Origin of the sequence: Paenibacillus sp. FSL F4-0097, from assembly GCF_038593125.1 — a bacterium.
Taxonomy (GTDB): Bacteria; Bacillota; Bacilli; order Paenibacillales; family Paenibacillaceae; genus Paenibacillus_AQ; species Paenibacillus_AQ odorifer.
This window is the reverse complement of the sequence record NZ_CP151965.1, coordinates 3463599-3477153: the sequence shown is the minus strand read 5'-3', so window position 1 is coordinate 3477153 and position 13555 is coordinate 3463599. Positions and strand designations below refer to the sequence as shown.

The window sequence follows — 13555 nt, the reverse complement described above, 5'->3', positions numbered from 1 at the left end:
TTTCATTCTCTTCGATATTAGACATGTTTACGTTGAAATAACAGGCGGGAAAGCTGCGAAATGGTTTGCCATTTCACGATTTGACCGTAAAGCCCAGTTTTCGCCCTATAAAAAAATGCTGTCGGAGAATAGAGAAGTTACGTATTCGAACGTGGAATGTTGTACAATGTGCAGGAATTCAGCGCGTTTGTCGGGAGTGAGCAGCAGCTTGTTGTATATCAAGCATGATTTCCATGCAATTACGGGATCGGAGTGATTTATAGAAAAGTCGATTTGCATTCATCACTGATTCAGTGTGTTCCTCAATTTTTTTTGATTGTAAAATCATCTAATAAAAACAAAGGCAGTCCGGAATTTTCCAGACTGCCTTGCATTGTTCTTAAGACTGATCTGTGCCCGAAAACATACAGAAATTCAAGACTCCACCTTTGGCAATCTCATCATGTGACAGAGAGTGGTGCTGCCATAGCGATCCGTTCCAGTGGACGGATTTACTGTACACATTGGCGGGGCTGTTGTTCTCTGCTTCAATGATCCATTGCTGCCCATTTTCAAGCTGAATAGTTACCTTATCAAAAAGCGGGCTGCCGAGCACATATTCAGGAATTCCAGGACTTAAAGGGTACAGGCCGATGGCGCTCCAAATAAACCAAGCACCCATGCTGCCGTTATCTTCGTCGCCGGGTAAACCATCCATCTGGCTGCTGAACAGTTCGGTCATGGTTTTGCGGACCCAATACTGCGTTTTGCACAGCACACCGAGTCTGGCAAATATATAAGGAATGTGGAAGCTCGGCTGATTGCTGATGGCAAACTGCCCCAGATCGGCGGAGGCCATTTCCGACATTTCGTGTATTTCCAAACCATAGGATCCCACTTTAAATACAGGTTCCTCAGCCATCAACTGATCCAGACGCTGGACAAAAGCCTCTTCACCGCCCATCAGCCCGGCTAGTCCCGGGAAGTCGTGGGGCACAGCCCAGCTCCCCTGCCAAGCCCCGCCTTCACAAAACGGATTACCCCACTCCAGAGGATCAAATGCTTCCTGCCAAGTACCGTCCTCATTGCGACCTCTCATAAACCCAACTGTTGGATCAAACAGCAGCTTATAATTCTGTGCCCGAGCCATAAAACGCTCATAATCATCCATTTTGCCAAGTGTTTTGGCAATCTGCGCAATACAGAAATCTCCGTATACATAATCCAACGTGTTGCTTACACTTTCATGGAAACGGTCATGCGGCAGATAACCATGCTGCAAGTACAATTCAAGGCCCCTTCTGCCCAGCTTCTCGTCCACTGATGGACGATCTGCATGCTTCAGAAGACCTTCATACAGTACCTCTGTATCAAATCCGCCGATGCCTTTAACCACGGCATCCACAGCTGCGGCATCAATCAGTGTGCCGGGCATGGCACTGCGCTCCCCTGGTGACAGCCACTTTGGCAGCCAGCCGCTCTCCTTGTATGCCAATGTCCACGCCTGCATTATCTCACCCAATAAAGATGGGAATAAGATACTGTATAAAGGAAAGCTGGTTCGGTATACATCCCACAGCCCGATATCCGAATACATTGGACCCTGGCAGATGCTGCCATTAAAAGGGCTGTAATGGATTTTCTCGTTCTGCTCGTTATATTCATGCCACGTTCTCGGGAACAGGCAGATTCGGTACATGCAGCTGTAAAAGGTGCGGAGGTTCTCTTCATCTGCGCTTTCAGCAACAATGCGCCCCAACCGTTCTTCCCAGCTTGCCTCTGCTCTATTCAAGATCTCTCCGAAGCTGTCTTCCCCAATCTCTCGGTTCAGATTAAGCAGCGCCTGCTCTCCGTTAATAAAGGAAGTCCCGCACTTCACTCCCACTATGCCAGATTCCGGTGCAGCTATTCCTACGTAAGCGCCCAGTCGTTCGCCAGTCCCTTCATGGGTCTCCAGTGGCTGATAATCTCCGTTAAAGATTCCCGACTCCTCCATGTGAAAATCCCTGTCGAACTGGAACACGAAATACATCGCGAAATTATCGGGAACCCCGGCGGTATGGCCTCTTGTGTAGCCGGTAATTCTACGTTTATCCGGCTGGAAGGTGATATGTGACTCACCTTTCAGGGGTGCTATAATAAGCCTGTTCTGCTGCCTCTCAGCGAAAGTTATTCTTATCGCTGCACAACGTTCGGTTGGAGTCAGCTCCAGCCGGGTGCGGTAACGTTGAAGAAACACATCGAAATAGTGAGGGGACACTTGCATCTCTTCCGTTTTGAAGGAAGAAGAACGTGAACCGGGACTGAGGAGCAGTGGACCTGTCTGCGGCAACAGGGTCAGATGCCCATAATCTCCGATCCACGGGCTGGGCTGATGGGTCAGCCGGATGCCCTCTAGGTGGCGATGGCGCGGGTGGAAGAACCAGGTTCCACCTGCTTCATAGGTTTGCGGGCACCAAGCCGCCATACCAAATGGCATCGCTGTAAGTGGCAGTGTATTGCCATGTGAATACCGGAAATCTGACTCCGTCCCCTGTAATGGATTTACATAATCTAACCAACCCAAATAGATACACTCCTTTGGCCAGTTTTCACCGACTCTATATTCTCCGTTCTTTATTGACACCGGTTAAGATAATCGGAATACTTGAACATCTCCAGCTTCCACAAGCACAGTCAGTTTTGTAGTTGTGGGTTTCAATAGATTCATTGGTTGAATTTCAGCGCTGCCGTCATCAAACCACGGTTCAACTGAAGTATAAATGATACCCAGCGTAACGTCAGCCTTAACCGCCATATCCCCTTCATTATGAACATAAAGAAATGCCCCTCGGTCCTGCTCACCTTCCCACTCGGAGAGATCCGCGCGGACACCGCCGCTTGCTTGTACATACGGCTGCAGCTTTAGTTCCTTCTGTAATAGATCCCGCACCAGCTGAAGCGTTCCGGGATGTCCATCCTGCCAGTAGGCAGCCGCAAGCAAGGTACCGAACCATACGGCACGCCCGTTGCCATAAGCGGCGGTAGTCAACACAGGCATGCGGTCCTCGGCAAATTCAGCCAGTACCTTCACATGGCTTTCCAGCTCGATATCCGATTTGTAATAGGATCCGTGCGCCGTATCGTCTGCTGCCGATTCCTCCGCCTTGCTGTGCTCCATAACATTCCGCAACGGAATCGCTGTCCGTGATTCGAACGCAACCTGATGATAGCTGTGATCCAGGTTCTCAGCGGAATGAATCCAAGTCTCACGGACCCCGAACACCTGGTCAAATCCATAACCGGGCACCGTATAGCTGTGGCAGCCATTCTCTGCCTGAAGTGCACCGAACGAGCATTCCGAAATCAAGATCCCGCCCTTTTCCACCCACTGGCGTAGGATGTCACACAGTTTGCGGTTCAAATATAGAGGATAAGGCATCCACAAGCAGTGGTATTGCTCCAGTGTCTTCTCGTTAACATCCGTCTCATGCAGAAATTCAACTTTATAATTGAGCTCATGCAGTAGTTTATGGGCGCCTTGTAAGGAATCGTTGTAGGTGTCCAGATGATCATGTGCCGCAAAGTTAGCAACCTGGTTCTGCGGACTGAACAGAATGGCAATCCCGTCTCCGCGCCGTTTTGCATGCATCAGCTCTTGCTTATTGTTTTGCACCAGCTTATTTAGATGAGCCATATCCTTGTACCATGGGGTTGGACTTCCGTCCAAATATACACTGCCCCATGCAGGGGCCTCCTGTCCCAATATCTCTGGTCTGTACTGCCAGAACAAATATCCCGTGATGCCACGAGCGAGCGGGGTCAGAATATGCCGTTTCATTTCCCGCAGGTCCGGCTGACGCGGCTTCATTGCAGTATTGCCTGGCAAAGCATGAATCTCCGAATTGATAATGGGTTTACCTTTGGCGGCAGAGATCAGTAGATCAGCAGACCAGGCCGAGGACCCAAGGCTATTGCCTGTCAAGTCACAGGGCTCAGCCAGCTTGAAGTCGTCCGAACCCGCTGTAATCATATTAAAGATAGGGGCGGGCACAGTGTGGGCCATAACAGGATGCAAAAGATCCAGTGACTTCACTATATCTACCCGGCTCCGCAGCTCATCCGTTAAAGTACCGGACATGAACAGGCGCCAGTCCACCAGATCATTAAATACGCCTTGTCCACGCGGTGCCTCTACTTCCTCCCAGCTCCCGTAAGTCCGCTGCCATGATTCATTGAGAGCTTCCAAAGTAACATATTTATTTTTCAGCCATTCTTGGAACACCCACAGCGATTGCTCGCAATAACACACCTGGTTGTCAAAAGACAACTTGCGCTTGATTCCTGTGGTTAGTTCAGGCTCATTCCATAAATCCCAGACCCAGAGCGCCGGATGATCCTTAAAAGTCTTCACCGTCTCCGCCAGAAACTTTGCCTTTTCTTCGGCGGCAGCTGGATGATGATAACAGGGCCCCGGCGCTCCGCCGATCTGGCGGCAGTTAATCGCCCTTGGTTCCAGAATGGAACCGTCCGCTGTAACCATTTTGGAATCAGGATATTTTTTATAGAACCAGGCCGGCGCCACGTCGAAGATTACATTCAAAATGACCTTCAAACCATTCCTCTGCGCAATATCCATTAGCTCCTGAATATCATCGAAATGATAGGTCCCTTCTTTGGACACACTCGCGCGCCATTGTACCCAATATTTCACACAATTGAAGCCCTGTCCGGCAATATTGCTTAGGTCTTGTTCCCATTGATCACGGAAGGGGGTCGGGGAACGGTAATATTGAAACCCAAATGGAATAAATGAATCTTGCATCTAGTGTACTCCTCCTACAACGTTCAATTTCGATCTCTCTATGTTTATAAAAGCGCTTACTGCTCTTTTACGCTTAAAGTCTATCACAGTGGATTTTGCAAAAGTTAGGATGGAATCCTATGAAACGGTTTGCGAAGCTGTTGAAATGTTTGATCCTTACGCTACGTGGCAGTCACTGCGCAGAGTCACCGGGGAATATACTGCGAAATCGTTTGCGATCCTGACAACCTCAGAAATTATACCTCCTCTTTAAGAGGTTTCATGTTTATAATGGCTGTAAGACATATTAGAAACTACTTCGAGGTGAAGCCAATGTTGAAAGCGCTTGTAGTGGATGACGAATATCTGGTCCGCATGGGCATCACCCAGACCATAGACTGGGCAGAATACAACGTCGAGATCATAGGAGAAGCCAGCAATGGCGAGGAAGGATTGGAGCTTGCCCTAGTGCACCGTCCAGATGTGATCATTACCGATATTCGTATGCCGTATATGAACGGTCTTGAGCTCATCGAAAAAATACGGGAACAGGACATGCTCGTAGGGATTGTCGTGCTCAGCGGTTATGACGAATTTCAATATGCGCAGGCTGCTTTGCGTTATGGCGCCTCCACCTATTTGCTAAAGCCCATTAATATAGAAGAACTTGCAAATACAGTTCGAAGCGTCGGGGATGAAATCCTTGGCAAAAAGCAACTCTCCAAGCGGTATTCACAGCTTAATGAGGAATTGGCCTCGATCTCCAAGCAGTTCTGGCAGGATTTGCTGCATGACCAACTGCATAACGAAGAGTTTATTTCAAATAAGATAAAATTACTGGAACTGCAATTGGAACCTGGAAAAGCTATCCTACCGCTGTCCATTACCTTTCCTCCTGATAACGGCCTTCAAGGAAATACTGTAGGCAAAGCGCTGGAGGATGCAGCGGCGACTATTCTGGAAGCGCATTCTTTTGAGCAACTGTGTCTATTCCGGGACAGCCATCTGGAGTGGGTTATGATCCTTCGGACCGGGGAACCAGAGCTGGCCGGAGATTCTGCACGAAAATTGGGCAAACAACTATCTGAATGGAGCCAACAGCACTTCGGCCAGGCCTTAAGCGTCGGCATAGGTAAACCTGCGGGAGAATGGAACGGGATCGTAGATTCATACCGGCAGGCTGTACTTGCTGCGCAGCGTGCCCTTTCTGGCATTGAACGTGTGCTGTATGCTGAAGAAGAGGCTGGGGCTCGGTGCCGGCGTGAAATCAGGGACGCACTCGCTTTTATCCGGGAGCACTATGCCGGAAACATTACCGTTGAGATGGTTGCTGCGGCGGTCTTCGTCAGTCCAACCCATTTGATGCATCTATTCCGTAAAGATCTGAACAAAACCTTTTACGAATGTCTGACGGAATACCGTATCGAGGAAGCCAAACGTATGCTGCGCAATCCGAAGTATCGGGTGTACGAGGTTGGCAATCAGGTCGGCTTCACCGACTCCAAATACTTTAGCCAGATCTTCAAAAAAATGACGGGCATCCCGCCGAGTGAATATGCAAAAACCTATGGGTAAGCGGAGACTAGCCAACCGGATGGATTCCTGGATGAGGCGGTTCAAGATCAAAAGCCGGATTGTTGTTGTTCTGTTAGCAGGACTGTCTCTGCATCTGGTGCTGATGCTCGTTATTTTCAATTTTTATTCCTATACCTACCTGCAAAAGGATCTGTACCGCCATGTCGTTCAGACTCAGCGCCAAATTGGGCTTAGCGTGGAGCTCATGGTCGATGACATTCAAATGTTGTTTCTGCGGTTTCTGGTGAACAGTGATATCTACCAAATCATCAATAATGATTCCCTGCCGTCAGCTGATAAGGAATCGCGAATCGGAGCTATCATCGACGGTATGCTGGCCCAGAACGACCTGGTGGGTAACGTGATTATCAGCACCAACGATAATATGCTTTATTCTTACCAGTCTAAGGAGCAGATGCTGGAGGTGCCTGAAGCCCTGTTCATCAAACGCATTCAGGAGAGCAGCATGCCTGTTGTCGGTGAGATCAAACGGGATGGAGAAGGCAATGCGTATATTCCATTCGGCCAGCAGTTCCGCAATTTCAATACAGGGCAAAATATCGGGGTCGTGATCATTTATGTCAGGGAGGCTGCTTTGGCGGACCTGTATTCCTCCAGCTTCACTGGCATCGGCTACTCCTTCCTGACTTCCGACAATCGGATTATTTCTCACCCCGACAAACGGCTCTTGGGCAATTTTTTGGAGGAAAACGCCCCTCTTCGCCCAGGTAAAAAAGAAGGCTATCGTACCTGGTCAGATAACGGAAATTCCTACATCATTGCTACTTATCCTTTGAATCCCCGGTTGGAGACACTTGGGGTCAGCTGGGAATTCACCAGCGTGATTTCCAATCACAAACTGCTCTCGGGAATCGCCAAAGGCAATCAAAATGCGCTTCTGTTCGCCAGCGTTACCTTTATTGTGCTGCTGATTTTTTCCTTCTATCTGGCAGCCAAAATCACCCGTCCACTGCTGAACTTGAAGAAGAAGCTGAGCCTGTTTGGCAAAAAAGATCTGGCCGCTGTTTATGAACAGCGCGGTCAGGTTGATGAGATTTTTCAGCTTGAGAACAGCTACTATCAGATGGTGGAGCGGATCAGCCAATTAATGCTGGAGAAAGATGAGGAGAAAGAAAAGCAACGGAAAGCTGAGCTGACCGCACTTCAATCACAGATCAATCCCCATTTTCTCTACAACACACTGGATGCAATTGCCTGGATTGCCCGACTGAAGAAGCAGCCCGATATAGAACGACTGATTTCTTCATTAGCTACCTTTTTTCGAATCAGCCTGCATAAAGGCGACAAGTTCGTGACCGTGGACGAAGAAATCCGCTTGGTGCAGAGTTTTGTGACAGTTGAGCAAATGAGGTTTCCGGATAAGTTCGAGATTGAATACGAGATTGAGGAATCGCTGCGCAAGGTTCGCATTCTGAAGCTGATTCTTCAGCCTATTGCAGAGAATGCGATCAAACACGGCATCAGCGAGAAACGCGGGATGGGCCGAATCTGGATTAAAGGCGAATTAGTGGCAGATGAGATTCGCTTCACAGTGACTGATGACGGGGTGGGATTTTCCAACGGTGCGACGCTTAGCCAAGCCAAGGAAGATGTGTTGTTTCAGAGCGGGTATGGACTAAGAAATGTGGACGAACGAATTAAACTGGAATATGGTCCTCAATATGGTTTAAGTATCTCCAGCACACCGGGGCAAGGCACCACAGTTACGATCAACTTGAAGAAGGAACTGCCCAATTAGCGAATTTAGTTTATAAATGCGGACACAACAAAGAAATCGATCCTTTTTGAGTGGGTAGGCGGGACTTCTACTTTGCTTAAAAAGACGATTGAGTAGTGGAAAATTAAAGATACTTTCGAGAATTATAGGTGCTTTAGTTGTATTTAATACAGCTAAAGCACCCTTTTTTGCAGCGAGCAGAAGTTTAAGTGTATTTGGTACATCTATACGTTCCAATTCTGTTGGCAGCAACTAACTTTCCGAATAATAAGTGTACTGAATACAACTATATCTTACTTCATCCGTTTATTGCCCACGCTAGATGTATGAAATACACTTCGGTTAGCGATTTTCATGATTCAGACTCCATCTTATCTTAGTCTTTCATTGTTGAATTAATCTTCAGGTACAACTGCTTCAGTGGATTAACTATACTGCCGCTAAGCACTGAGATCAGCAGCCAGAACACTATGAACACTACGATGTTCAGGGCGAGCATTAAATACTTAAACGTTCGCAGCTCTGCATTCATGCCATCTGCTGAGATATAGGTGACAATCCGCTCTGCCGATTCCGGTAGTGGATAGAGCAAAATCAGGCCGTCAGCCGTTTCCCGCTCCAGCAGATCTGCATCACCTCTGCCTGTACTATTTTGATCGATACCCTGTGTCACTGGCTCAGCCAAGGTAGCTTTTTCCGAAGTAACTAGTGCTGCTTTGATCTCCTGCAGTCGCTCCTTCGGGACATCGGCAGCACTCAATAGCTTCCCGTTTCCGGTCAGTAGGTAAACTTCATTTTCCCCGTAGATTGTATTCTCGCCAGATAGGTAGAAGCTGTAAAGCTTGTCAATCTCCACTTCGAGCGAGAGCAGACCGAGGACGTCTCCCATCGAACCCTTAATTTTTACTTCAAGCAACAGACGGTCGCGCAGATCCGAAGGTGCATTCATTAGATGCTCCCGGTTCAGCACCGTCCAGCGCAAAGCCTGCTCTCGGTTATTTAGAAATTGTTCCATCCCTGGTTTTTTTTTGATCTCTGCAAAGGGCAGCAACCCGGAAACATTGCTCGAGGAGTAAGTTCCCCCTGCTTCTCCCCAAATGTAAATGCCGAGAATGTCACTACTGGAAGAACGTATGCCCTCAAGTATCGGAGAGATTGCCCCGTCATATGTTGGTTTTTTCAGCGCATTCTGCACCACCTGGTTGTTGGATATAAGCTTCGAGGTCTCCTCCAGCCAGTTCATGAACAGAAGTGTGTTCTTATGCTGCTGGCCAGTGTACTGAACGGATAGCTGCCGCAGCATGTCAAGGCTTCTATGCTCCATAGTACGGTACAGAATGAAGCTCGAAGCGACAATATAGACAGTAATGAACAACACCAGGACTAGGCGGATATTGCGGCCGAACGATCTGAACATATGACTTCCCCATCCCCCTCCGGTGTATGAATCATGAAAACAAAATCAACTGAAATCAGACTAACAGCTAAGGTGACTAATGTCGATCTCCTTGTAAAAGGAACCCTCATCTGTCTCATGCACTTCATGATTAGGCAGAATTATTGTAATTGCCGATCCGGTTTGCCAGGAAGCTTTCATGTGGAAGATCTCCTGTCCTGTTACTGAACGGATCTCCCATTTGATGTTTATTGGGCCGATACTTGTATTTACGGTTCCGCTGGCCTGCCGCAGTTCTCCATAGTGGGGCTTTATAGTTATTCCCTCTATTCCTTGTTGGACACCCAATATCCCTCTGGTGAACTCAGTGATCGGCAGTGCGCTCCATGCGTGGCAGTCACTTCTGGTGCCGGTTGAATCTATTTCTGGAAGTGTAGTGAGATTAAGCTCCAACTGCTTCAACCACCGTGTCCATAGTCCGAACGAGCGGTCATACATTCCGCATTTCTCTAGCGCGCGGAATAGATAGTAGCTCATCGGCAACGAAAGCTTAGCCAGTGATGTGTCTGTTAACGTTGACTCCAGCAGTGCCGCCCCTTCTACAACATCCACTGTGCCCGCCAAAACCGCCCAGACCTGCGTGTGCTGGCTATGCTGCGTTCCCGCAGTTGCCTCCGGACTGTCGCGGAACAGCAGACTGTTCGTTAGCCGGCAGCAATCCATTACCGCAGCGTTGACCGCCGCTTTGCGTTGACGCAGTTCACCAGCAATCTGTGTCCAACCGCTGGCTGCAAGCAATTCAGCCGCTTGCTCCAGCGCGGCCGCATACATCAGGCTCAGTACGGTTGCGGGTGCATCATCCGTACAATCCGGTGCGCCGAGCGGCCATTCCTCCACCCAATCGAAGTAATTCCAATATTGGCGGGGCGTTCTGTCCACCAGACCCTCCGGAGTCAGATGTTGATCGAACCAGTCCAGCACAGATAACAGCGCTAACCGGTACTGATTCACCAAGGCCATATCCCCGAAGGATCTGTAGTGGTCATGAATCATTCCGATCCAATATAGGGAGAAGGAAGGAATGACCTGCGGCAGCACAGAGGGATAGCGACTTTGCAGCATCCCGTTTGGTAGCTGAGAGGCCTTATAATCTTCCATAGCTCTCCGCGCTAACCGGTCGTCCCCTGATAATAGGTACGTAAACTCCATCATCAGTTTGGTATCCATGGTATACTGCAGCTGTTCATAATACGGAGTATCCTCGTAGGTCTCATGCATGCAGCGCTGAAGTGTTCGTACACTGAGCTCCCATAGTTGGTTATATTGTTCATCGGAGCAGTGAAAGTTTCCTTCCGGCTGCAGTGGATATCCGGTCTCCCTATAGCTAAAGCTGGAAATCGTTAGAGGCTCGACACCAGCCTGCACTTCCAGCCGTACATAGCGGAAAGTACGGAACCAGAACGGTTCGTAGATTTCCATCCGCGCAGAGATGCCGTAACCTGCCGGGTGATAGCTATCGTAGCCCCCTCTTAATACATGTTCCTTCGTATTATCGCGGACAGCTTTGCGGCGAATCTAATCATCCCCCGTTTCTTCTTCATAACACTCAGCGCATAGTAGGGTAATCCGGCTACCTTTGCCTCCAAGAAGTCTAAGCTGCAAATACCCTGTGGTTAGCTCGCCAGCATCCAACTCCAACCAAAAATGTTGCCCTGCTTCTATTGTTATTCCAGCGGAAGGCAGTACTGCGTTGGGTGAAGCGCCGCCATCTCCATTTCGCAGCTCCAGACTATGCCCTTCCTCAAAAAAGGCTTGCCCTACCCCGCTACTGCTGCGCATTAGCTTCAGAAAAAATTGCTCCCGCTCATACAACAGCGGAATCGGACGCCGGGCCAGCTGCCAAGGGGTTAATTGGCCATATTCATCCCGCACCGGTTGCACAATTCCGGTAGCAAGCCAGGCACTGTCATCATATTCGGGCAGTGTCCAATCCAGCAGCGCTGCGTCACCCTCCACTTCTTCCAGTCCACCCATCCAGCGTATGATCGGAAACTGCTGGAGCTTATAGCTGCGATCCTTAATACTTTTCCATGAGCTATCCGTATTTAGCTCCTGTACTAGCTGCCCGCCTTGTGTAACTGCCGCTTCCACAAGCAGACCGCCTTTTTGCGAGCGCCAGACGGACAAAGGTCCGTCTTCACCCAGTTCAAAGGGCGTAGTCCCTGCATAATGAACGACCATAACAGCAAGCACATTTAAACCTGGTTGTAGAACATTGTCCAGACTGAATTCTTCATAATACTGTATATGACCATGTCCTTTACAAGGACCGGCCCATAAACGCTGCCCATTGACGAACAGCCTGTAGCGGCTGTCTGCGGTAATGGCCAAATCCAGGGTGCAGGTCTTTCCGATACCAGCTGGCAGTTCGAACACTCTGCGAAAGTACGCACGCTCGTGCTGCTGTTCCCTATCCGCTGATCCTTGCTCCTCCTGCGGCCAGATCCAGCGTGCTCCCCAGTCTCCCCATTCTTTTGCTGCCATGTTATGCATATCTCCTTTATCTCATTTAAGTAGTTAAGGCAATCTACGCAGAAACGGCATCGCCGCCCTTCAGAAGGACGACGTCGCCGTTGGTCTGCGTTTTATTTAACCTTATCGAGATAATCACGTTGGAATTCTTCGGCAGCCCTATCCAAGATCTGTTGCGGATCTGCGTTCTTGTCCGTCAGTACGGTTTGCAGTACGATATCCAGCTTTTGGTACAATTCCTGTGCGTTGACTGGTTCTTCCGCCCGCATGCCTTTGCTGCCATTGTCCATATAATCACGGAACAAATCCAGATTGACGTTGTTGTATTTGTCGAGAATCTTTTGTTCTTCTCCAATCCGTTTCTCATCAGTCCAAATCCGCAACCCGTAAGGCCCTACGATCAGCCCTTGATCGCTCAGTGTCTTCTTCTCAATATCCCAACCGGTCAGTGCCTCTTCAGAGGACTCTGGTGTAAATCCGTAGGTTTTTAGCCATTTGAATCCGGCATCAATCTGCTCAGGTGTTACATTAGGCGAGAACATATATAGGCCGCCACCGAGCAGGGTTACAGGTTTCCCGATCGGTCCTACTGGAAGCGCGGACATTGCCACATTGTCCTTGGACATCTTAGTCTGTTGCTGGATGACCGGTGACCAGTCATTCGTGCCGAAGCTCATAGCGACCTGATCGGTTCCGAACAAGCGGAACATATCGTTCGTAACATCGACCAGATTGTTGTCGGGCAGTACATCATATTTCCATTTTAAGTCCTTCACATATTGCAGGGCCGCTGCTGCTTCCGGCGAATTGAACACCGCCTGCCATTTCCCGTCCACTTGTTTTTCAAATTCTGCTCCGTATGCCCAGGCAATGTTCATGAACATCCAACCGCCTTGACCACTTTTTGTAGGCAAGAACATTCCGGCTTTACCGGTCTTTTGTTTAATAATCTGCGCAGTTTCTGCTAGCTCTTCATATGTTTTAGGAAATTTAGGAATCCCCTTGTCGTCCAGCAGTCCAGCCTCCTTGAAAAGATTCATATTGTAGAGCATACCGATGACGTATCCGTCCTTCGGAATCCCATAATACTTGTCGTCCTTGGTAACCATTTTCAGCAGATCTGGATTGATCGCCTTGTCGTAGCCATATTTTTTCATCGTATCCGTTATGTCAGCCGCGTAATTTGCCTTGATGATTTTGCTTGTTTCTGTAAAAAAGGTTTCGTATACCGTCGGAAGCTGGCCGCTGGCCGCTTTTGGCAGGAATGAGCTGACATCATAACCCCATTCATCTTTGTCCACAATAATTTCCGGATAATTGGCTTTCATCTTCGCCATGACCTGCTCATACTGGGCGATTTTGGCTTCCTCATTCGGCTTTGGCCAGTTACTGACCTTGATCGTCACCTGTTGATTGCCCGCTGTCTCCGTCTTTCCTCCGGCATTCTTCTCATTGGAGCCGCCTCCACAGCCAGCCAGTCCGGCAGAAAAAAGCAGCGTAAGTGCCAGTGTAGCTGTCAGGTTCTTGGTGTGTCCTTTTTTCAATGTAATTC

At 48.9% G+C, this 13555-nt stretch carries 8 protein-coding genes; 2 read left to right on the top strand and 6 right to left on the bottom strand.

What is annotated here, in order from left to right:
* Positions 1-379: 379 nt before the first annotated feature.
* Together MHH86_RS15645 and MHH86_RS15640 are read right to left on the bottom strand one after the other, a co-directional pair.
* Positions 380-2545 (bottom strand): GH92 family glycosyl hydrolase, encoded by a 2166-nt coding sequence (locus MHH86_RS15645; RefSeq protein ID WP_076141236.1) that lies wholly within the window; start codon positions 2543-2545, stop codon positions 380-382.
* 63 nt (positions 2546-2608) lie between these two features.
* Positions 2609-4783: an alpha-amylase family protein gene (locus MHH86_RS15640; RefSeq protein ID WP_076141235.1), complete on the bottom strand. Its 2175-nt coding sequence runs from the start codon at positions 4781-4783 to the stop codon at positions 2609-2611.
* 270 nt (positions 4784-5053) lie between these two features.
* Here MHH86_RS15640 and MHH86_RS15635 point away from each other — a divergent pair, with 270 nt between their 5' ends.
* Together MHH86_RS15635 and MHH86_RS15630 are read left to right on the top strand one after the other, a co-directional pair.
* Positions 5054-6337 (top strand): response regulator, encoded by a 1284-nt coding sequence (locus tag MHH86_RS15635; protein ID WP_036677246.1) that lies wholly within the window; start codon positions 5054-5056, stop codon positions 6335-6337.
* A 31-nt stretch (positions 6338-6368) separates the two neighbouring features.
* The gene (locus tag MHH86_RS15630) at positions 6369-8096 is read left to right on the top strand and encodes a sensor histidine kinase (protein WP_162164258.1); all 1728 of its coding nucleotides are present in this window, start codon (positions 6369-6371) and stop codon (positions 8094-8096) included.
* A 355-nt stretch (positions 8097-8451) separates the two neighbouring features.
* On the opposite strand, the gene MHH86_RS15625 is transcribed toward MHH86_RS15630, so the two are convergent.
* From MHH86_RS15625 to MHH86_RS15610, 4 genes are all read right to left on the bottom strand, one after another.
* Entirely contained in the window at positions 8452-9492 is a 1041-nt protein-coding gene (locus MHH86_RS15625; protein WP_036677251.1) for a hypothetical protein, read from the bottom strand.
* Between the two features lie 60 nt (positions 9493-9552).
* Positions 9553-10950, bottom strand: coding sequence for a family 78 glycoside hydrolase catalytic domain (locus MHH86_RS15620; protein WP_051490962.1), 1398 nt, complete (start codon positions 10948-10950; stop codon positions 9553-9555).
* Positions 10951-11046: 96 nt separating this feature from the next.
* Complete coding sequence (locus tag MHH86_RS15615; protein WP_076144077.1) at positions 11047-12015, bottom strand: alpha-L-rhamnosidase N-terminal domain-containing protein; 969 nt, start codon at positions 12013-12015, stop codon at positions 11047-11049.
* 101 nt (positions 12016-12116) lie between these two features.
* On the bottom strand, positions 12117-13547 hold the full coding sequence (locus tag MHH86_RS15610; RefSeq protein ID WP_081383668.1) for an extracellular solute-binding protein: 1431 nt from the start codon (positions 13545-13547) through the stop codon (positions 12117-12119).
* Positions 13548-13555 lie beyond the last annotated feature (8 nt).